General features: G+C 48.3%; 17 protein-coding genes and 2 tRNA genes. 17 read left to right on the top strand and 2 right to left on the bottom strand.

Annotated elements, in window-relative coordinates; all coding sequences use genetic code 11:
* Positions 1-334 precede the first annotated feature (334 nt).
* Genes MEALZ_RS04300 through MEALZ_RS04310 form a run of 3 tightly spaced genes read left to right on the top strand, consistent with a single transcriptional unit; the run spans position 335 to position 6959 of the window.
* The gene (locus MEALZ_RS04300) at positions 335-4861 is read left to right on the top strand and encodes an EAL domain-containing protein (protein ID WP_014147386.1); all 4527 of its coding nucleotides are present in this window, start codon (positions 335-337) and stop codon (positions 4859-4861) included.
* A gap of 47 nt (positions 4862-4908) precedes the next feature.
* On the top strand, positions 4909-6387 hold the full coding sequence (locus MEALZ_RS04305) for a GAF domain-containing protein (RefSeq protein WP_014147387.1): 1479 nt from the start codon (positions 4909-4911) through the stop codon (positions 6385-6387).
* Positions 6384-6959 carry a biliverdin-producing heme oxygenase gene (locus MEALZ_RS04310; RefSeq protein WP_014147388.1) on the top strand — a complete coding sequence of 192 codons (576 nt, stop codon included), beginning with the start codon at positions 6384-6386 and terminating at the stop codon, positions 6957-6959. Before MEALZ_RS04305 ends, MEALZ_RS04310 begins: the two co-directional genes overlap by 4 nt.
* A gap of 45 nt (positions 6960-7004) precedes the next feature.
* On the opposite strand, the gene MEALZ_RS21510 is transcribed toward MEALZ_RS04310, so the two are convergent.
* Positions 7005-7418 carry a hypothetical protein gene (locus tag MEALZ_RS21510; protein WP_014147389.1) on the bottom strand — a complete coding sequence of 138 codons (414 nt, stop codon included), beginning with the start codon at positions 7416-7418 and terminating at the stop codon, positions 7005-7007.
* 237 nt (positions 7419-7655) lie between these two features.
* Between MEALZ_RS21510 and MEALZ_RS04320 the strand changes: the two genes are divergently transcribed.
* The 10 genes from MEALZ_RS04320 (at position 7656) to MEALZ_RS04365 (ending at position 15414) form a co-directional block, all read left to right on the top strand.
* A tRNA-Val gene (locus MEALZ_RS04320) sits at positions 7656-7732 on the top strand.
* A gap of 62 nt (positions 7733-7794) precedes the next feature.
* A complete protein-coding gene (gene thrS, locus MEALZ_RS04325; protein ID WP_014147390.1) occupies positions 7795-9702 on the top strand; it encodes a threonine--tRNA ligase in 1908 nt (635 codons plus the stop codon).
* 43 nt (positions 9703-9745) lie between these two features.
* Positions 9746-10249: a translation initiation factor IF-3 gene (infC, locus tag MEALZ_RS04330; protein WP_014147391.1), complete on the top strand. Its 504-nt coding sequence runs from the start codon at positions 9746-9748 to the stop codon at positions 10247-10249.
* Positions 10250-10400: 151 nt separating this feature from the next.
* A complete protein-coding gene (rpmI, locus tag MEALZ_RS04335; protein WP_014147392.1) occupies positions 10401-10595 on the top strand; it encodes a 50S ribosomal protein L35 in 195 nt (64 codons plus the stop codon).
* A gap of 18 nt (positions 10596-10613) precedes the next feature.
* A complete protein-coding gene (gene rplT, locus MEALZ_RS04340) occupies positions 10614-10976 on the top strand; it encodes a 50S ribosomal protein L20 (RefSeq protein WP_014147393.1) in 363 nt (120 codons plus the stop codon).
* 214 nt (positions 10977-11190) lie between these two features.
* Positions 11191-12210 (top strand): phenylalanine--tRNA ligase subunit alpha, encoded by a 1020-nt coding sequence (gene pheS / locus MEALZ_RS04345; RefSeq protein WP_014147394.1) that lies wholly within the window; start codon positions 11191-11193, stop codon positions 12208-12210.
* A gap of 14 nt (positions 12211-12224) precedes the next feature.
* Positions 12225-14600: a phenylalanine--tRNA ligase subunit beta gene (gene pheT / locus MEALZ_RS04350; protein WP_014147395.1), complete on the top strand. Its 2376-nt coding sequence runs from the start codon at positions 12225-12227 to the stop codon at positions 14598-14600.
* A gap of 4 nt (positions 14601-14604) precedes the next feature.
* Complete coding sequence (gene ihfA, locus MEALZ_RS04355) at positions 14605-14901, top strand: integration host factor subunit alpha (RefSeq protein WP_014147396.1); 297 nt, start codon at positions 14605-14607, stop codon at positions 14899-14901.
* Positions 14885-15238 (top strand): MerR family transcriptional regulator, encoded by a 354-nt coding sequence (locus MEALZ_RS04360; protein ID WP_014147397.1) that lies wholly within the window; start codon positions 14885-14887, stop codon positions 15236-15238. The genes ihfA and MEALZ_RS04360 overlap by 17 nt, the downstream gene beginning before the upstream one ends.
* Positions 15239-15337: 99 nt before the next feature.
* Positions 15338-15414: transfer RNA gene (locus MEALZ_RS04365), tRNA-Pro, on the top strand.
* A gap of 106 nt (positions 15415-15520) precedes the next feature.
* Here MEALZ_RS04365 and MEALZ_RS22575 read toward each other — a convergent pair.
* Positions 15521-15733: a hypothetical protein gene (locus MEALZ_RS22575; RefSeq protein ID WP_162472917.1), complete on the bottom strand. Its 213-nt coding sequence runs from the start codon at positions 15731-15733 to the stop codon at positions 15521-15523.
* A gap of 602 nt (positions 15734-16335) precedes the next feature.
* On the opposite strand from MEALZ_RS22575, the gene MEALZ_RS04370 reads away from it, so the two are divergent.
* From MEALZ_RS04370 to fliE, 4 genes are all read left to right on the top strand, one after another.
* Entirely contained in the window at positions 16336-17787 is a 1452-nt protein-coding gene (locus MEALZ_RS04370; RefSeq protein WP_014147398.1) for a sigma-54 dependent transcriptional regulator, read from the top strand.
* Positions 17788-17907: 120 nt separating this feature from the next.
* Complete coding sequence (locus MEALZ_RS04375) at positions 17908-19152, top strand: sensor histidine kinase (protein WP_014147399.1); 1245 nt, start codon at positions 17908-17910, stop codon at positions 19150-19152.
* Complete coding sequence (locus tag MEALZ_RS04380) at positions 19139-20503, top strand: sigma-54-dependent transcriptional regulator (RefSeq protein WP_014147400.1); 1365 nt, start codon at positions 19139-19141, stop codon at positions 20501-20503. The genes MEALZ_RS04375 and MEALZ_RS04380 overlap by 14 nt, the downstream gene beginning before the upstream one ends.
* A 56-nt stretch (positions 20504-20559) precedes the next feature.
* Positions 20560-20883, top strand: a complete 324-nt coding sequence (gene fliE / locus MEALZ_RS04385; RefSeq protein ID WP_014147401.1) for a flagellar hook-basal body complex protein FliE — start codon at positions 20560-20562, stop codon at positions 20881-20883.
* Positions 20884-20889 lie beyond the last annotated feature (6 nt).

Genomic DNA, 20889 nt, shown 5'->3' on the forward strand with positions numbered 1-20889 from the left:
TTCTATAGTGGTTTAATGCGTTTGTCCTGTACCAGGGTGTCCGTCAAAGGACGCCGTGAATACGTCCATGTAGGCTCTAGCCAGCTCCATGCTGGAAAGCCTTTATCGGACACCCAGACGCCTCCTCTGGCACTGACGAAATTTCAAGTGCTAAAGGTATAATTGTCGAATTTCGGATAAAAGGTTTTCGTTATTATTGCGCTATGAGTTAACATTTCGGCTTTTCGATAATCATTTACCGACCGATAGTCAATTTAAACGATGATCTGATTTCTGTTTCAACGGAAGTCCGATATGACTCGCTGGGTTGACGATCGTATTGCACATTTCGAACATGTCAGGCTCATCCGTACTTTGCTGTCCAGAATCAGAGATTAGTTCCGCTCAATCCCATATCGTTGGTATTGGTGCTTCCGCAGGTGGTCTCGAGGCGTTGTCGGCGTTTGTCGGTAATATACCCGAGGGGCTTGGGTGCGTGTATATCATTGCGCAACACATGTCGCCGAATCATCGCAGCATGATGGTCGATATATTATCGAGAGAGTCCACACTGCCCGTTCAAACAGTGGTAGACGGCGGTTTACCTGAGCCCGAAAATATCTATGTCGTCCCTCCCGGTTTCAATCTGTCGATTCGAGAAGGCGTATTTCGATTGCAGCCGCCGTTGCCGGAAATTTCGCCGAAGCCTTCGGTTAATTTATTGTTTCAATCGATGGCCGAATATTACGACGAACGCGCGGTCGGCATTATTTTATCCGGAACCGGGTCAGACGGAACGAGCGGTTTGAGAGCAGTCAAGGCGGCCGGCGGCATCACCTTCGCACAACTGCCGGAGTCGGCCAAGTACGACGGCATGCCTCGCTCGGCGATCGAATCTGGCGTGGTCGACCGTATCATGATGCCCGATCAGATGGGCCGGGATTTGGAACGCTTGATTAAATTTCCGAACGTCGATTTACCGGATGACGATACGGATGAACAGACTTCGGAATTGGCGCGTCTTTTCGACGAGGTGCGGCAAAAAACCAAGATCGATTTTTCGAGTTACAAATTGTCGACGGTTCTGCGGCGATTACAACGACGTTTTTTAGCGACCGAAACTGAAAACCTGAGCGCTTATTTGGGTTATATCGAGCAGAATCCGAACGAGCTGGATAGTCTGGCGAAAGAAACGTTGATTTCGGTGACCGAATTTTTTCGCGACAAAGAGTCGCAAAAAACCTTGGAACGCTATATCAAAGAATTGATCGCGCGCAAAAAGCCCAACGAGGAAATCCGTGTGTGGGTTGTCGGTTGCGCGACCGGAGAAGAGGCTTATTCGCTCGCGATTTTATTCAGCGAACATATCCGTTCGCAAGATAGTAGGGCGAGGCTTCAGGTTTTCGCGACCGATATCGACAACGATGCGCTATCGTTTGCTCGACGCGGATTCTTCAATAGCGCGGCGATGGCTGAAGTACCCCAAGAATATCTCAACCGCTATTTTCGCCCCTCCGGTAACGGCTTTGAACCGATCAAGGAATTGCGCGACTGTATCGTGTTCGCGAGACAAGATATTGTCAGCGATCCGCCGTTTTTAAAAGTCGATTTGATCTCGTGTCGCAATGTATTGATTTATTTCAATGCCGATTTGCAGGCCAAAGTTTTGAATGTCTTGCATTTTGCCTTGAAAACCGACGGTCTGCTGTTTCTCGGCAAATCCGAAAGTGTCAGTCAAAAGGATACGTTGTTTGCCGTGCTGGATCGTCGCGCGCGTATCTTTCAGAGTCGCGGAGGAGGCAGTGCGCTGGATATTAAAATGAGTCGGCGCGGCCGACTGCCGTTGACGCTGCCGCCGAAAAAACAAGATCATACCCATGAGCGCCAATTTTTCGAAGCGGTGCGAAAGTTTTATGCGCCGTATGCGATGTTGATCGATTCGGCGTTCAATATCGTTTATTTGCAAGGCTCGATCAATAAATTCATCGATTTTCCAAGCGGCAGACCCGATATGAACCTGGCGCAAATCATCGTACCCGAATTTCGTAACGAACTGTTGACGACCTTGCATCGCGCTCGCCGGCATCAGGCGAGCGTGTATAGCCGTAAGCGGCGTATTGCATCGCTCGACTTCCAAACCTGGCGTCTGGCCGTGCATCCGCTCGAGGATTATCGGGACGAAATTTATTTGCTTGCATTCGAGGAAACCGGAAAATCGAGCGGCAATAAATCCGACTCGGTGAATTTGTTGGCATCGGCCAACGAAGCCGGTGACGACGATGAGCTGCAATCCGTACGCGAACACTTGCAAACCTTGCTCGAAGAGATGGCCTCTTCAAACGAGGAAATGCAAGCACTTAATGAGGAAGTGCAAGCATCCAACGAAGAGCTGCAGGCGACGAACGAAGAGTTGGAGGCTGCGAATGAAGAGTTGCAAGCGACCAATGAAGAATTGATCAGCGTCAATGAAGAAAGCTTGGTCAAATCGGCCGAATTAGCCGCGCTAAACAGCGAATTTGAAAGTCTTTATAATACGATGGATTTTCCGATCCTCGTCTTCGATTGCCACCTGATTCTCAAACGCTCCAATCTGAGCGCGATGCGGCAACTCGATATTTCGATGTCCGGTAACAACCGTCATGTGTCGCGTATCGACTTTCCTCCTTACTTGGTCGATATCGAAAAGCGCCTGCTGAATGCCGCCGACAAACAGCGCAAAGAAAATTACACGGTCTATCTAAACGATCGCTCGTATCAGGTTTATATCACGCCGACGATAAATACTACAGGCGTTACGCAAAGCATCGTGTTGTTCATTATCGACAATACCGAACTGGTTGCCGCGAATCGTTTGATCAAGGAAACGCAAGACAAACTGCTGTCGATTATGAATCACTCGCCTTACTTGGTGTCTTTGAAAGATACGGCGGGACGATACGAATTCGTCAATTATCGCTTCTGTGAACTGTTCGGCGTCAGTGGCGAGTCGATCTTGGGTAAAACCGATCGGCAGCTATTTTCGCAGGATATTGCTGATCCGTTGCGCCGCCGCGATTTGGAGGCGATGGAACATCAATCGTTGGTTCAGGCGAAACAGGAATTTAAAATCGGCTCCCGGTCCGTGTTTTTGGAGTCGACGCATTTTTCGATATTCGATCAAAGCGGCGTTGCCCGTTCGATTTGCATGCAAGCGATTGACGTGACGCAAAAACAAAAAGCCGAAGAGCAATTACGCCTGGCCGTCAAAGTGTTCGACCGGGCTGGCGAGGCAATCATGATTACCGACGCGTCCGGTCGCATCATCAAGGTCAACGATGCGTTTACGACGATTACCGGCTATCAGCCCGGCGACGTGATTGGACGCAAACCTTCGATCCTACAATCGGGTTTGCATGACGACGCGTTTTATCAAGCAATGTGGAATAGCATCAAGGGAAACGGCGGTTGGCAGGGCGAAATCAACAACCGGCGAGCCGACGGTACGGTTTACCCCGAGTGGTTGACGATCAGCGCGGTACATGACGTCAGCGGCGAGTTGGTCAATTATGTCGGCATCTTCAGCGATATTTCCGCGATGAAGGCTTCGCAGAATCGCATCGAGCATTTGGCGACGCATGATGAACTGACCGGTTTGCCGAATCGGACGCTATTGATGGATCGGCTGAGGCATAATTTATTTCAGGCTAAGCGCAAGAAAGAATCGCTCGCGGTTCTATTCATCGATTTGGACAACTTCAAGAATATCAACGACGCGTTGGGGCATGAAGCTGGCGATGTTTTATTGAAACAAGCGACTGACCGGTTATTGGCGTGCATGCGCGACGCCGATACGCTTGCCCGTTTGGGTGGAGATGAATTCGTCGCGATTTTGTACAATATCGACGGCGCCGATATCAATCGAATCGCGATACGAGTCGTCGATTCGCTTTCCGCATCGTTCCGTATTTACGATCGAGACTGTTTCGTTTCATGCAGTATGGGTATCAGTATTTACCCGCAGGACGGGGAGGACAGTACGACGTTGTTGAAAAATGCCGATACCGCGATGTATCGCGCGAAGGATCAAGGCAGAAATCAATTTCAATATTTCGCCGACGAAATGAAGCTGAAAGCTTTGCAGCGTTTGACGATCGAAACCGGCTTGCGGCTCGCGATGGATCACCAACGGCTTTTTTTGCATTATCAACCGAAAATTGATTTGCCGAGCGGTTTGATCGTCGGTGCCGAAGCGTTATTACGGTGGCACGATCCGAATTTGGGCAACGTATCGCCGGCGCAGTTTATTCCGGTCGCGGAAAGCTGCGGTTTGATCAATAAGCTCGGTGAACAGGTCATGACAATGGTGGCTGCCGATATTCATTTTTGGAAGCAAAAAGGGGTCGAGGTTCCGCCGATTGCGATTAATCTGTCGGTGCATCAGTTAAGGGATAAACGTTTCGGCGATATACTGATCTCACGTTTGAGTGAATTCGACGTCCCGGCGCAAGCGATTACGTTGGAGATTACCGAAAGTATGCTGATGGAGCGTATTGAAGAAACCGAGCGTTTGTTGGCGGATTTATCAGCTCAAGGCTTTAAAATTAGCGTCGACGATTTCGGCACCGGTTATTCATCTCTGTTATATCTTAAAAAGCTGCCGATCGACGAATTGAAAGTCGACCGGAGTTTCGTTGACGGGATCGACGAGCAGTCCGAAGATCGCTCGATTACGGATGCCATTATCAATATGGCGCACGCGTTACATTTGAAAGTCGTTGCCGAGGGCGTCGAAACTGAAGCGCAATTACGTGTTTTGCGCAGCCTCGATTGCGACGTTGTTCAAGGATACTATTATTACCGGCCGTTATCGGCAAACCAATTTTATGCTGTATTGGCACAATAGCGAATAGCCAAATTAATGAAGAACACAATAACCTAGCAATTTAGCCGATGAGTGAAATGAATATCGATGAATTGGCTCTGCAATGTGAACAAGAAGCGTTGCATCATTCCGGAGCGATACAACCTTTCGGTGCTTTATTGAGGCTCGATACCGACGAGAATTTGATCACGCATGCCAGTGAAAATTTGCTGTCGATCGCAGGTATCGAATTCGGCCGGATGATAGGGCAATCCATCGATAATTATGATTGGTTGCGGGAAGGGCTAAGCCGATTGAGCGACAAGTGCGGAAAACCATTGTTTTGGGAGCGTGCCGTCAAGACCCGGGATTGGCTCGACATTACGATGATTCGTACTGAAAACGGCGTATTGGTCGAAATCGAACGTAATGAACTTCCCGACGTTCATTATGATATTCAGTATTATCGACAACAATTGATTAAACCGATACGAGACTCCAATGAACTGGCTGCCTATCACCAGATGATTCTGGATGCTTTGAATGTCGTCACCGGTTTGAGCAGAATTATGGTTTACCGGTTTCATTCGGACTGGTCCGGAGAAGTCATCGCCGAGCTGGTTGCTTCCGGTTTGGGCAGTTATCTGGGCTTGCGATACCCGGCCAGCGATATCCCGGCGATTGCAAGAAATCTATATTTGCTCAATCCGATACGTTCGATTCCCGATGTCAAAGCAAAACCGGTAACGATCGTAGGCCTAGACGACCGGCCGGTCGATCTCAGTCGAACCGATTTGCGCAGTGTATCGCCGATGCACATTCAATATCTCGAGAACATGGGGGTCGCGGCTTCATTGTCGTTACCGATTAAACTCAACGGTCAATTGTGGGGGTTGATTGCCGGTCATCATCATGCACCGCTCAAATTGTCTCGTTATCAACGCCATTTATGTATCGAGCTGGTGGCATCCTGCAATTTGGGGTTGGCCAATTATTTCAACGGTAATCGTTTGAAAATTATCGACGGTTTGGAGCGTCAGGTTAATCTGTTACTCAATAAAATTTTCGCATCGGGCGATCCGTTGGATAATATCGATAACAATCAACAGTCAATTATGGCGTTTTTTCAAGCGGACGGTTTCGCGGCGATATTCGATCAAGACGTGATCAGTATCGGGGCCGCGCCCGAGATGGACGATATGGCCGATATCGATGCTTGGTTCGGGCGACAAACCAACGAAGTCGTCGCGTATGAAAAGCTTCATGATCTCTTTCCCGATAACCCGATGTTGTTAGCGATAGTAAGCGGGATGTTGGCGATAAAAATCGATTTGGGCCGGCGAGGCCATTTTCGTTTTTTTTGGTTTCGTAGAGAAGAAAAGCAGGAAATCCCTTGGGCGGGAAATCCGAACAAGCCGATTTTGGAAAAAGCCGATGCGATTGTTTTGTCGCCGCGTCGATCGTTCGAAAAGTGGGTCGAAGTGAGGTCGGGCTATAGCCTGCCATGGACTGATCAGGATAAATTGCTCGCGACAAAATTCAGAAAGATCATGTTGCATTGGTTATGAGCGAGAATTTTGCCGAATCGTTACACAGTTTTTTAAAAGAGCGAACCCGGGATTCGCACCGCCGGCTCGATCGAAACAGTATGCTGAGAAGCTTGCTGGATAACGGACTGACCGAATCCGTTTATGGGGATGTTTTACAGGCGATGTACGCATTTTATGCTGCGGTTGAACCGCAAATACTGGCTTATCTGGAGCGATCGGCGCTGCCGTTCGATTACCGTGAGCGAGTCAAATTGCCGTTGCTTGCGAACGATTTGTCGCGGCTTGATCGAAAGCCGGTTCCGCCCGTCGAGACGATGCCGGATTTAATACAAGACGCCGAATTGATTGCTGCGTTGTATGTGCTCGAAGGCGCGACGCTCGGCGGTCAGATGATCGTCAAATCGCTGACTTCGAAACATGCTGGCCTGCCGGTCGAATTTTATACCGGTTACGGCACGTTTACACAACAGCGCTGGCGCGAGTTTTGGTTGTTTGCCGAGGTGTATTGCCCGCAAAGCGACTGGTGTGTTGCCGGCGATTATGCCGTGTCACTCTTTGCGTTACTTGAAAGCCGTTTGTCCGGAGAGTGATTCTGTGCTCGTTGCCTAAGTTTGAAGTAGTCGATGAGGAGCCGATTAGGTTTTGCCTCGATAGATCTGTTCGAATAATTCCAGAAACCAGCGAGGACGGAAGATGACGGCGAATAATGCGATTAAACTGGCTGTCGGTATCGGGCCGATGTCGATCGCTATTAGCACGAGCATCGCCAAAAATAATAACAGGCGGGTTTTGAATGACGAAGCGTTGGTGTTTGTCGTTTCGCGGTGTTTTGGCTTAGGAGGGGGTGTATGAACATTCATTGCATTGCGCAATTTTGGATATTGCGAGTTGCTACCATATATATTATCGACCAGGGTCTTGAACCAGCGAGGGCGGAACAACGCGACGAATGCGCCTAGTGTCGAGGTAATCGGAATCGGGCCTATGCTGGCGATCGCGATCAAGATCAAGGTTAGTGCGCATTTTGCGCGTATCGATGTCGTCGTCATTTCTAATTCCCTGGTGCTATTGGGCTAGTCGAGTTTCGATGCTAAGGGCTTCTTGATCTACGACGGTATAATAACCGTCAAGCTAACGTTGCATGTGCTTGGTGTCAATGGTCCTTTCGTTGGTCTTGTCTTTTCGCTTAACAAAGTCAAATTAAAGGACATTCGAAAAAAAACATTTTAAATCGTTGCAAAAAATAAATGCTTCGATATAATAGCCGGCCTGAACACAAAGACCTTAGGCGCGTAGCTCAGTTGGTTAGAGCACCACCTTGACATGGTGGGGGTCGTTGGTTCGAATCCAATCGCGCCTACCAAATTTCAAAGCACCGTATATCGGTGCTTTTTTGTTAGTGAACCTTCAAAAGCTTAAATTAACATGCCGGTAATCACACTTCCCGATGGATCACAGCGTCAATTTGATCATGCCGTCACGGTTATGGATGTGGCTCGTTCTATCGGTTCCGGATTGGCAAAAGCTACATTGGCTGGTCGTGTCGACGATAAATTGGTCGATGCGGAAACAGTCATCGAACAAGATGCCCATTTACAGATTGTAACCGCTAAAGATGAAGAAGGCGTTGACGTAATTCGTCATTCGGCTGCGCATTTGCTGGCGCAAGCGGTTAAGCGCTTGTTTCCCGATGCGCAGGTAACGATCGGTCCGGTCGTCGAAAACGGATTTTATTACGACTTTTCCTATAAAAGGCCCTTTACGCCGGACGATCTTGCAGCGATCGAAAAAATGATGCAGCAAATCGTTGCCGAAGATATCGCGGTCAAACGCTTTCTTTTGTCACGCGACGATGCCGTCAAATTTTTTAAGGATCAAGGCGAAGCTTATAAGGCCGAGATCATCGAGTCGATTCCGGCCAATGAAGATTTGTCTTTATATGCCCAAGGCGAATTTACCGATTTATGCCGCGGACCTCATGTGCCGAGCACAGGTAAACTAAAGGCCTTCAAATTAATGAAGATTGCAGGCGCTTATTGGCGCGGCGATTCCAACAACGAAATGCTGCAGCGTATTTACGGTACTGCCTGGGCCGATGGCAAAGAGCTGAAGGCCTATCTGCATCGCCTGGAAGAAGCCGAGAAGCGCGATCACCGTAAGTTAGCCAAATCTCTCGATTTGTTTCATGCTCAAGAAGAAGCGCCGGGTATGGTTTTCTGGCATAGCAAGGGCTGGACGCTTTATCAGCAAGTCGAACAATACATCCGCAATAAACTGCGTCTGAACGGCTACCACGAAGTCAAAACGCCGCAAGTCGTCGATCGATCGTTATGGGAGAAATCCGGGCATTGGGATAAGTTCGGTGATATGATTTTCACGACACATTCGGAAAATCGCGATTATGCGATCAAGCCGATGAACTGTCCTTGCCATGTGCAAATTTACAATCACGGACTAAAAAGTTACCGCGATTTACCGATTCGCATGGCCGAATTCGGTTCCTGTCATCGTAACGAGCCTTCAGGAACCTTGCATGGCTTGATGCGGGTTAGAAACTTTGTGCAGGATGATGCGCATATTTTCTGTACCGAGGATCAAATTCAACAGGAAGTCTCGATATTTATCGACTTATTGTTTGAAGTTTACAAAGATTTCGGCTTCCGCGAAGTCATTATTAAATTATCGACTCGGCCGGAAAATAGGGTAGGTGACGATTCGGTCTGGGATAAGGCCGAGGAAGCGCTGGAAGTCGCATTGAACAATAAAGATTTGGATTGGCAGTTGCAGCCGGGTGAAGGCGCTTTCTACGGGCCTAAGATCGAGTTCTCGTTAAAGGATTGTATCGGCAGGGTCTGGCAATGCGGTACGATACAGGTCGATTTTTCAATGCCTGGTCGACTCGGTGCGAGTTATATCGCTGAAGACGGTTCTAAACAAGTGCCTGTCATGTTGCATAGAGCAATACTCGGTTCGCTCGAACGTTTCATCGGTATCCTGATCGAACAGCATGCCGGTACCTTCCCGCTCTGGCTCTCTCCGGTACAGATTGCCGTGCTGAATATTGCCGACAGACAAGCCGAATATGCCGAACAAGTCGTACGTAAGCTGGAAAAACAGGGCTTCAGAACGATAATTGACTTGAGAAATGAGAAGATAGGCTTTAAAATTCGCGAACACTCTATGCAACGGGTGCCGTATCTTCTGATTATCGGTGATAAAGAAATGGACAATCAGTTAGTTACGGTTAGGACGCAAAAGGGTGAAGATTTAGGCAGTCTTTCAATCGATCAATTGACCGAACGGCTAGGTAGCGAGATTGAAGACAAAAAATAATCATTGTTTGGAGGATTAGGGTATCTCAGCGAAAAAAGACGAAGTGCGCATAAATGACACGATCACCTCGAGAAGGGTGAGAGTCGTTGGCGCAGATGGCGAAGCGCTCGGCATTATATCGATCGATGAAGCAAAGCAGCTGGCTTATGATAACGACCTGGATCTGGTGGAGATTTCACCGAATGCGGATCCGCCGGTTTGCAAGGTCATGGATTACGGCAAGTTTCAGTTCGAGCAAAACAAGAAACAGCAGGCCGCCAAGAAAAAGCAAAAACAGATACAGGTTAAGGAAGTCAAGTTTCGTCCGGGCACCGAAGAAGGAGACTATCAGGTTAAATTGAAAAACCTGACTAAGTTCCTCGAAGAAGGCAATAAAACCAAAATTACACTCCGTTTTCGCGGTCGTGAAATGGCTCATAAAGAGTTAGGCATGGATTTATTGAAGCGTATCGAAAAGGATTTGGAAGAGCTGGCCTTAGTTGAACAGTTCCCTAAAATGGAAGGTCGTCAGATGGTTATGGTCATGGGGCCGAAAAAGAAAAAATAAAAAGGGCGTCGATTGTGAGGCGTCCTTGTTGTTAGGAAGGCAGCAGAAAGCATTGCCTAGGGTAATGCGACACAAATTCTTCAGGGCCTTGCATTTTGCCTTGTCGGGTTTAAATCTCAAGGAAACTTACTATTTTAATCGGAGCAAACAAATGCCAAAAATTAAAACTAATCGCGGTGCGGCAAAGCGTTTCAAAAAAACCGCAGGCGGATTTAAGTGCGGACAATCGCATCGCCGTCATATTTTGACAAAAAAGTCCACTAAAAGAAAAAGACAGTTACGTAAAGCAACTCATCTTCACCCGTCCGACGTGCGCATGGCGACACGTATGATGCCTTACAGTTAAAACGACAGGAGAAGAAAAGTGGCAAGAGTTAAACGTGGCGTAACAGCCAGAGCAAGACATAAAAAGATTTTAAAGCAAGCGAAAGGATACTACGGCGCGCGTAGCCGGGTTTATCGAGTTGCTAAGCAAGCAGTGATCAAGGCGGGCCAATATGCTTACCGTGACCGCAAACAGAAAAAACGTCAATTTCGCGCATTATGGATTGTTCGTATCAACGCCGCTGCGCGCCTGTGCGGAATCTCCTATAGCCGTTTCATCAATGGTTTGAACAAAGCCAATGTTGCGGTCGATCGTAAAGTGTTAGCCGATTTGGCCGTGCGTGACATGGACGCTTTTGCGGAATTGGCTAAAATTGCGCAAGCTAACTGCAGTAAGCCCTAAAAAACAGAAAAACCGGTCGGGTTGGTTCATTCTAGCTTTTCGCGATTTTTCGAAATGGCTATGATGCAGGGTGCGCATCGCGCGCCTTACTCAATGGCAACCGATCCCCAAGCGTTTTTCTTTATAGTGCGCGTTTCTTAGTACGGCCGCTTTAGTAATGAAGCGGCCGCACTTTTTCGATATTTCCCATTCATTTCTAATAGCGAGTTGAGCAGTGTCGGCTACTCTCGAAGATCTCCTGGCGCAAGCTTTACAAGAACTTGCGAATTCTCAAGACCTCAATCAGTTGGATCAGGTGCGCGTTCATTATCTAGGCAAAAAAGGCCTATTTACGCTGCAGATGAAAGAATTGGGCAGGCTCGATCCGCAGCAGCGACGAGAAGCCGGGCAGGTCATCAATCAAGCAAAAAACCAGTTTCAAGAAGCGCTTGAAGCGAAGAAGCAAGCGTTAGAAGCAGCAGCGCTGCAACAACGGTTAGCGAGCGAGTCTATCGATGTGACATTGCCGGGAAGAGGGCAACAGGTTGCAGGCTTGCACCCGGTTAGCCGAACCTTGCGCCGCATCGCCAAAATATTCGCCGGCGTCGGCTTCGATGTCGTCGAAGGTCCCGAAATCGAAGACGATTATCATAACTTCGGTGCCTTGAATATTCCCGATCATCATCCGGCTCGTGCAATGCACGATACCTTTTATTTCGATGCCCATACGGTGCTGCGCACGCATACGTCGCCGGTGCAGATTCGCGTGATGGAATCCGAACAGCCGCCGTTGAAAGTAATCGCGCCGGGCCGCGTGTATCGTTGCGATTCGGATTTGACGCATACGCCGATGTTTCATCAAGTCGAAGGCTTTTTGGTCGATAGCGGCGTGAGCTTTGCCGATTTAAAAGGCGTCGTTTATGAGTTTTTGCGCGCCTTCTTCGAAAAAGACATTCAAGTCCGCTTTCGTCCTTCTTATTTTCCGTTTACCGAACCGTCTGCGGAAGTTGATATCGAGTGCGTGATGTGTGGAGGAAAAGGCTGCCGCGTTTGCGGACATACCGGATGGCTCGAAGTGATGGGTTGCGGCATGATACATCCCGAAGTATTCAAATCGGTGGGTATTGACGGCGAGCTGTATTCGGGCTTCGCATTCGGCATGGGAGTCGAGCGCCTGGCGATGCTGCGCTATGGAATCAACGATTTAAGATTGTTTTTCGAAAACGATCTGAAATTTTTGCAGCAATTTAGGTAGGTTAAGGTCGGATCATGCAATTAAGTGAAGCTTGGTTAAGGGAACTGGTCAATCCGCCGATTTCGACGGCGGAACTGGTCGGGCAATTGACAATGGCCGGTCTCGAGGTCGATTCGGTGACGCCTGCGGCGGCCGAATTTAGCGGTGTCGTGGTTGGCGAAGTTTTGACGATGGAACCGCATCCGGATGCAGATCGACTGCGAGTCTGCAGGGTCGAGGTTGGTGAGCCCGAACCGCTGCAAATCGTTTGTGGGGCTGCAAATGTTCGCGTCGGTTTGAAAATTCCGGCCGCATTAATCGGTGCGGTATTGCCCGGCGATTTCAAAATCAAAAAGTCGAAACTGCGCGGTGTAGAATCGTTCGGTATGCTGTGTTCCGAAAAAGAGCTGGGTTTGGCAAAAGATGCCGAAGGCTTGATGGAATTGCCGGCCGACGCGCCTGTGGGTAACGATATTAGAGATTATTTGTCGCTAAACGATAATGTGATTGAGGTAGATTTGACGCCTAACCGGGCCGACTGCCTTAGCGTCGAAGGTATTGCCCGAGAAGTGGCGGTGTTGAATCGCTTGAATTTTAAACCGGAACATGTGATGCCGGTATCTGCGGTTCATCAGGATACGTTAGCAGTCGCGGTGTCGGCAGCCGAATATTGCCCTCGTTATAGCGGTCGATTGATTAAAAATGTCAATCCGGACGCTGAAACTCCGTTATGGATGCAGGAGCGTCTGCGAAGATCAGGGCTGCGTAGTCTCGGGCCTTTGGTCGATGTCACCAACTATATATTGTTGGAGATGGGGCAGCCTTTACATGCCTTCGATGCCGATAAATTGACCGGCGGAATTCGGGTGCGTTTAGCCGAGGCCGGTGAAAAACTGAATTTGTTGAACGATCAAGAAATCGTGCTCGATAACGAAACGCTGGTTATCGCCGATGATAGCCGTGCGTTGGCCTTGGCTGGCGTAATGGGCGGTAGCGAAAGCGCTGTCGGCGATAAAACAAGCAATATCTTTTTGGAATGCGCGTATTTCTCGCCGGATACCATCATGGGTAAAGCTCGGCGATACGGTTTGCATACCGATTCCTCGCATCGTTTCGAACGTGGTGTCGACCCGTATTTACAATCTCGAGCTCTGGAAAGGGCGACGCAACTGATTCTTTCGATTGTAGGCGGCAGCGTCGGTCCGGTTATGGAAGTCAAAAGCGAGGCGGCCTTGCCAAAACGTTTGCCGGTTTTATTACGCAAACAACAGATTTTGGACATTCTTTGCGTCGAGCTTGAAGATGAAGTGATTTCCGATATTTTCGAGCGCCTAGGCATGTCGGTCGAAACAGCGGAAGAGGGTTGGCAAGTTACCCCGCCCGGCTTCCGCTTTGATATCGCCATAGAGGCTGATTTAATCGAGGAAGTGGCCCGTATTGTCGGCTACAATAATCTTCCGCAAAGCGAATTATTTATGCGCTCGGAGTTGAGCAAGGCGCCGGAAGCGATGCTCGAACTCGACAGGGCTAAAGATTTTTTAGTCGATAGAGGCTACCAAGAAGCGATTACCTATAGTTTCGTCGATGAGGCGATACAAAAAATCATCGCGCCGGATGATGAGTTTATTCCATTGCAAAACCCGATTTCATCGGAATTGGCCGTAATGAGAACCACATTATGGTGCGGCTTGCTACGTGCTGCCTTGCATAATATCAATCGGCAGCATACTCGGGTCAGATTATTCGAAACCGGCTTGCGTTTCGTGCGTCGGGATGGCGCGATTCATCAGCAAAAAATGCTGGCAGGTCTCGCAATCGGCGATGTTTATGCCGAGCAATGGGGAGATAAAGGCCGCGCAATCGACTTTTTCGATGTTAAGGCCGATCTAGAGGCGCTGTTTGCCTTAACCGGTATCACAATGCGGTTTGAAGCGGCAATTCATCCTGCATTACACCCCGGCCAGTCGGCGCAAATTTTCTCTGCATCAGGGGAAATTATAGGCTGGATGGGTATGTTGCACCCGTCGCTGGAAAAACAATTAGATCTCGATTCGAGAGTTTTCTTGTTCGAATTGGATCAAGATTTATTATTGAACAAGGCCATTCCTGCGTTCAAGCCTTTATCGAAATTCCCTTCGGTACGCCGCGATATGGCCTTGATCGTCGATGAAAATGTAACGGCCGGTCAAATCGTCAATGTGATCAAAAGCTGCAACGAACCGATGATACAAGACATTATGATTTTCGACGTTTATCGTGGACCCGGTGTCGAAGCGGGCTGCAAAAGCATTGCCTTAGGCCTGGTTTTTCAAGATTTTTCACAAACTCTTACCGATTCGCAAATTGATGCTATATTTAGCAAACTGTTAGCGGCTTTAGCCGATAAGACCAATGCAAAACTGAGGGATTAAATTTATGGCATTAACGAAAGCTGATTTTGCCGAGAGGCTGTTTGACGAGCTTGGATTAAACAAGCGCGAAGCGAAAGACATGGTGGATTTGTTTTTCGAAGAAATCAAAGGATCTTTGGAAAACGGAGAACAGGTCAAATTATCGGGATTCGGCAAATTCGAACTTCGGGACAAAAACAGTCGGCCGGGTAGAAATCCGAAAACAGGTGAAGAGATACCGATTACCGCCCGTCGTGTGGTAACATTCAGGTCCGGTCAAAAACTAAAAGCCCGAGTAGAAGCTTATGCTGGAACCGAGTAATAATAATGAACTGCCGCCGATACCGGCGAAACGCTATTTTACGATAGGTGAAGTCAGCGAGTTATGTGCGGTCAAGCCGCACGTACTAAGGTATTGGGAGCAGGAGTTTTCAGAACTAGCCCCTGTAAAACGGCGGGGTAACCGTCGTTACTATCAACGGCACGATGTATTGATGATTCGTCAGATTCGATCGCTCCTTTATGAGCAAGGCTATACGATAGGCGGCGCAAGGGCGCACTTATCAAGCGACGATGCCAAAGAGGACTCAACTAGGACCAAGCAGTTGATTCATCAAATGATCGGCGAATTAGAGGATATACTGGAAATCCTTAAATAATTAGCAAGCTTTAATTATTCAATAGATAGGCCTGAATAGTTAAGTTTGTATTCACTTTTTAACGAATATCCAGTATTATTCCATTCTTTTCCAAAACGTCGGGGCGTAGCGCAGCTTGGTAGCGCACTTGCATGGGGTGCAAGGGGTCGAAGGTTCAAATCCTTTCGCCCCGACCAATTAAATCAAAGGCTTGTGATTTCCGATTAAATCATAATGCTATCATTTCGAGAAGCCAATTATAGGCGCTTCAATTTTTATGTTTTCCTCAGGTTATATCGATCGTCAGTTAATGACAACAGGTCCGGTCCAATTGAGTTCGTCGATCGCTCTTTGAGCCGACTCGATTGTTGGATAGGATGTGTTTAATACATGTCCGGCTTCGCTTCCGATGACGATGAATACCCGAATGCGATTTGAGTCGTTATTGATCCTAATAGAGCACACTATCCCCCGTCTAACGAGCCTACGCGCTTCGTTAGCTGTAATTTCAATCATAAAACAATCATTCATATTGATACCTGTGTTGGACAGTCTAGTTTAAGGCCCATTTTGGCACATTTTGGTTTCGTCTGTCTGTTTCCAGATCCATCATTCCTTCTGCAGTCCAAATTTCGGCAGTGATTAAGGAAGTGCTGGGATTGTTAGGTCGATTTTCCTGCCCTGCAACGCCTAACGCCTACTGTTGATGCCCCTAATACACGTCATTCGTGGCTCAATTTGTTGGCCATTGACACGCCATCCATCGTGATTACAAGGGCTTTGCCAGCATGGGGCTGGCATAGAGCCTACATGGGCGTATTTACCCAGCACCTAAATAAGCCATGATTTTGAATCATTGCCAAAGGCCTATGGAATTTTTAGGTGCTGGGTTTACGGCGTCCTTTGACGGACACCCCGGCGCCGAATTTTGATCTGCGATGGGAATAGCTTGTCATGAGTTGCTAAGGATTTTTTTATCAAAATAGGCTAATCTCTTATCGCATGCCGATTTTTTGACATCATGCAAAAAAATTTCAGTAGACGTATTTTCTAGTCAAAATTTTAGAGCGCGGGATATTCTCGCAAAGACAGACGGATATTTTAGGTAAGAACGAATTATGGCTTGGCCGTGTATTATATTGATCGATGATAATCAAACCAGAGCGCTTCAATTCAAAGCGGTACTAGAATTTATGGAGCATCGGGTGGAAATGACTCTCCCATCCACTATTACCGACGGTATCGAACGTTGCGGCGAAGAATTAATTGCCGTGTTTATTGGCGATTCGATCGATAAGCAAGCTTCGGTTATAAAATCCGTCTTGGAGAAGACCGAACGGGCTCCGGTTATTTTGTTGAAAGATAAGAATGTTGCCGGAGCGCTGCCTACGGCAGTCGAAGATATGCTGTTTCAACAATTGGTATGGCCGACGACTCATGCTGCATTGAAGAAATTATTGGATGAAATATTAGCTACGATCCATAACGGACAAATACCCCGCCATGCCCTTGATAGACGAGTTTACGAGCGGCGTTTATCGTCGGAGCAACGTCTTAAAGGCAACAGCAAGGCGATTGTCAATGTGTGTAAACTCATTGATCAAGTCGCCGAGTCCGATGCGACAGTAATAATTCTGGGCGAATCGGGTACCGGTAAAGAAGTCGTTGCTAAGACTGTACATGACTGGTCGTTACGCAGCAATCAGCCGTTCGTGCCGATTAATTGCGGTGCGATTCCGGGCGAATTGTTGGAGAGCGAGCTATTCGGGCATGAAAAAGGCGCTTTTACAGGCGCGTTGTCGACCCGGCAAGGCCGTTTTGAATTGGCCGAAGGCGGTACGTTGTTTCTCGACGAGATCGGGGATATGCCGATGGCGATGCAGGTCAAACTATTGCGAGTGCTGCAAGAACGGACATTCGAACGGGTCGGTAGTAATAAAACAATGCATTGTAACGTTCGCATTATCGCCGCGACGCATCGCAAATTAGAAGACGAAATCAAAGAAAATCGATTTCGGGAGGATTTGTTTTACCGGTTGAACGTTTTTCCGATCGAAATGCCGGCATTGAGAGATAGAGCCGAGGATATACCTTTATTGGCAAAGGATTTGATAGCGAGAATGGCGTCCGAAAATCGCGGTTCCGTGCGGTTGACCGATGCGGCGATTGCGCTATTAATGCAACATCAATGGCCGGGTAATGTAAGGGAGCTGGCTAATTTGATCGAAAGACTCGCGATTATCAAGCCGAACGGTTTGGTTGACGCAGAGGACTTGCCGGAAAAGTTTCAGCATTATGTCGTGCCGGAGAACATAAAAATCGTTACGGAAGAGGCATTCGAGCCGGAAGCTGTTCGCAAGACTAACGACTCGGCGGGAGGAACATCGGGAATCTTTCAATTACCGAAGCAAGGTATCGATTTGAAGGAGTATTTAAGCGACATGGAGAGTGACTTAATCCGTCAGGCTCTGGAAGAATGTAACGGCGTGGTTGCGCATGCCGCCAAGCGCTTGAAGATGCAGAGAACGACGCTAGTTGAAAAGCTTCGTAAATACGATTTGCAACGATAATGTCGACAGTTTTTTGACGAAGGGAATAAGAGTTTGACGGTAAGTCGTTGAGTGTACAGTTGAAATAAAGTGGTCCGTATTTTGCTTTAATCTGATTGAACCATCCGGAGCGATCAGCTTATGTCTTCATCAACGATTTCACAATCCCACAACAAAACCGAACAACTCGCCGATGCCTTTCGACTTTTCAACGAGTTGTCTCAAGATTTGACGATTTCCTATCAAAATTTGGAGCGGCAAGTCGCGAAGCTGAACGACGAGTTGGCCGCAGCACGTAGCGAAAGGCTTAAAACGCTATTGGAAAACGAAAAAATCGCGGCTCGTTTACGGCAAATACTCGCCGCTTTACCGGCCGGTATTTTGATTGTCGATCCTTCCGGCAAAGTCGCCGATTATAATCCCACGGCGCTCGAATATTTAGGTGAGCCATTATTGCAAAGGTCTTGGTCTGAAGTAGCCGATCGCAGTCTTAAAGCGGTTTCCGAGAACCCCCATGAGCGACAATTGCCGAGCGGTAAGCGTGTCGGCTTGAGTTATAACGCATTAACTGAGGGCGCGGGGCAGCTCGTCCTGTTGTCCGACGTAAGCGAAATGCGGGCCTTACAGGACATGGTCGATAGGCAAAATAATTTATCGGCGATGGGGGAAATGATCGCAAGCCTGGCTCATCAAGTCAGAACACCGTTATCGACCGCTATTTTGTATGCTTCGCAAATGTCAAGGCCCGGTATAGGCGAGAGCAAACGGCAACAATTTTCAAGCAAGATTCTCGAACGCCTGCATTATTTAGAAAGACAGGTGAACGATATGCTGATTTTCGCGAAGGAAGGGCGTTTGTCGATGGCGACTTTCGCACTGCATGACTTGCTCGGCAATGTTGAAGAAGCAATGGCGGACCGCTTAGCTGCCTGCAACTCTGTTGAATTTAACCTCAAAAACGAGGTGGGTTCCGAGATGTTGATAGGTAATGAGCCGGCATTACGCGGTGCGATTATGAATTTATTGAACAATGCCTTTGAGGCCTGTGCTGGAAAAGGTGTTGTTGCGTTGGCGGTGGTACGGTCTTCGCGGCAAAAAATTATCTTTACCGTTCGCGATACCGGGCCAGGCATTGAAAAAGCTTTGTTCCAGAGGGTCTTTGAACCTTTTTATACCACAAAAAGCAGCGGCACAGGTTTAGGGCTTGCCGTTGTCGACAGCGTCGTTAGAGCGCATCACGGCAAGGTGAGTTGCGACTCAATGCCGGGCATGGGGACTGTGTTTGAATTGGAATTGCCGATTGCCTGGGATACGAAACCGGCATTACCCGGCGGGTTTTCGGGAAGGCAAGCTAAGTTCGAGGAGTTATATGATGAAGCAATATGACGTCTTGATTGTCGAAGATGATCCCGATCTATGCGAGGCGCTTTCGGATACGCTAGAACTTGAAGGATACCGGGTATTGGCGGCGCATAATGGAACGGAAGCATTGGCAAAGCTCGGGCGTAATCGAGTAAAGTTGGTTGTTAGCGACGTGCAAATGCCGGTGATGGACGGCTTCGAGCTGTTGCGCAACATACACGCTCTGCATCCGGGGCTTCCGGTATTGTTGATGACGGCTTATGGAACTGTGCCTAAAGCGGTTAGGGCGATGCAGGAAGGAGCAGTCGATTATTTGGTTAAGCCTTTCGAGGCTTCGGCTTTAATCGATAAAGTTGCCGCATTTGCCGTTGTCGATGCGCCGGCTGCGGATTTTACGATAGGGCCGGATCCGGGGATGCAAAAACTTTATCGTTTGATCGAGCGCGTTGCGCAAACCCATGTCACGGTGCTGTTGCAGGGAGAAAGTGGTACCGGTAAGGAGGTTGTAGCACGCGCGATACACGAGCAATCGCCGTATCGTGGCGGACCTTTTGTCGCAGTCAATTGTGCCGCAATTCCGGACAATATGTTGGAAGCGATGTTGTTCGGCTACGAAAAAGGTGCTTTTACCGGCGCGGTGCAATCGATGCCGGGGAAGTTCGAGTTGGCTCAGGATGGAACATTGCTGCTGGATGAAATCGCCGAGATGGACTTGGGTTTACAAGCTAAACTACTGCGCGTCTTACAGGAAAAAGAAGTGGAGCGCATCGGCAGTCATAGAAAGATTGAATTGAACGTCAGAATTTTGGCGGCAACCAATCGCAAATTGAAGCAATCTGTCGAGCAGGGTTTATTTAGGGAAGACTTATATTATCGATTGAGTGTATTTCCACTGAGGATGCCGGCATTGCGAGAGCGCCCCGGCGATATTGTGCCGTTGGCTATCGAGTTGTTACGGCGTCATGGTTTCGACGCGGCGTGCGAGGCCGTTTTCGATCGTGAAGCATTAGATAAAATGCAGGCTTATTCATGGCCGGGTAATGTGAGAGAGCTGGAAAATGTGATGCAGCGAGCGTTGATTTTAAAAAGCGGTAAGCGAATCGCAGTAGAAGATTTAATTTTCGAGGAGAATGTAGACCCGCATGTGATGGCTGGAGCCGTCATTGAAAATGCTTGGGTCGATAACTCCGAAGACATGTCTTCTTTAGGCGATCAAGTGCGCTCGGCAGAGGAAAAAATGATCTTGCAGACGTTACTGACCGAAAACGGCAGCCGTAAAACCACGGCCGAAAAATTAGGCATTAGTCCTAGGACGCTACGCTATAAAATTGCCAGAATGAAAGAATCCGGCGTTGCTATTCCTTGTTCGGCTTGATGGCTCGAATTTTGCTTTTGACTTAGAAAGTCGTGTCGGAATAATTGAGAATAATCATGAGTGAAATGAATGTCAATCAAGTGCTGGCGCAAATGCGCCGGATGTCTATCGAGGCCGGGGCGGATGTAAAGCCGCAAGCGCTGGAAAGTAGCGATCAGGTTAACTTCGCTTCGTTGTTGAAACAATCGATCGACTCGGTGAATACGCAGCAAGCGACAGCGAGTGCGATGTCGACGGCATTCGAAACCGGAGAATCGGATGCCAACTTGGCCGAAGTGATGGTGGCGATGCAAAAAGCCAGCGTGTCTTTTCAGGCCATGGTTCAGGTTAGAAATAAACTGGTCGATGCCTATAAAGACGTCATGAATATGCCGATGTAGGCAGGC

Source organism: Methylotuvimicrobium alcaliphilum 20Z, assembly GCF_000968535.2.
Taxonomy (GTDB): Bacteria; Pseudomonadota; Gammaproteobacteria; order Methylococcales; family Methylomonadaceae; genus Methylotuvimicrobium; species Methylotuvimicrobium alcaliphilum.

Bases quoted from the DNA above. Each gene is read 5' to 3' on its own strand.
- thrS (WP_014147390.1), top strand. From the start codon at position 7,795: ATGCCGGTAATCACACTTCCCGATGGATCACAGCGTCAATTTGATCAT.
- MEALZ_RS04375 (WP_014147399.1), top strand. From the start codon at position 17,908: ATGTCTTCATCAACGATTTCACAATCCCACAACAAAACCGAACAACTC.
- MEALZ_RS04380 (WP_014147400.1), top strand. From the start codon at position 19,139: ATGAAGCAATATGACGTCTTGATTGTCGAAGATGATCCCGATCTATGC.
- pheT (WP_014147395.1), top strand. From the start codon at position 12,225: ATGCAATTAAGTGAAGCTTGGTTAAGGGAACTGGTCAATCCGCCGATT.
- MEALZ_RS04370 (WP_014147398.1), top strand. From the start codon at position 16,336: ATGGCTTGGCCGTGTATTATATTGATCGATGATAATCAAACCAGAGCG.
- MEALZ_RS04300 (WP_014147386.1), top strand. From the start codon at position 335: ATGTCAGGCTCATCCGTACTTTGCTGTCCAGAATCAGAGATTAGTTCC.
- MEALZ_RS22575 (WP_162472917.1), bottom strand. From the start codon at position 15,733: ATGATTGAAATTACAGCTAACGAAGCGCGTAGGCTCGTTAGACGGGGG.
- MEALZ_RS04360 (WP_014147397.1), top strand. From the start codon at position 14,885: ATGCTGGAACCGAGTAATAATAATGAACTGCCGCCGATACCGGCGAAA.
- rpmI (WP_014147392.1), top strand. From the start codon at position 10,401: ATGCCAAAAATTAAAACTAATCGCGGTGCGGCAAAGCGTTTCAAAAAA.
- MEALZ_RS04310 (WP_014147388.1), top strand. From the start codon at position 6,384: ATGAGCGAGAATTTTGCCGAATCGTTACACAGTTTTTTAAAAGAGCGA.
- fliE (WP_014147401.1), top strand. From the start codon at position 20,560: ATGAGTGAAATGAATGTCAATCAAGTGCTGGCGCAAATGCGCCGGATG.
- MEALZ_RS21510 (WP_014147389.1), bottom strand. From the start codon at position 7,418: ATGACGACGACATCGATACGCGCAAAATGCGCACTAACCTTGATCTTG.
- MEALZ_RS04305 (WP_014147387.1), top strand. From the start codon at position 4,909: ATGAGTGAAATGAATATCGATGAATTGGCTCTGCAATGTGAACAAGAA.
- ihfA (WP_014147396.1), top strand. From the start codon at position 14,605: ATGGCATTAACGAAAGCTGATTTTGCCGAGAGGCTGTTTGACGAGCTT.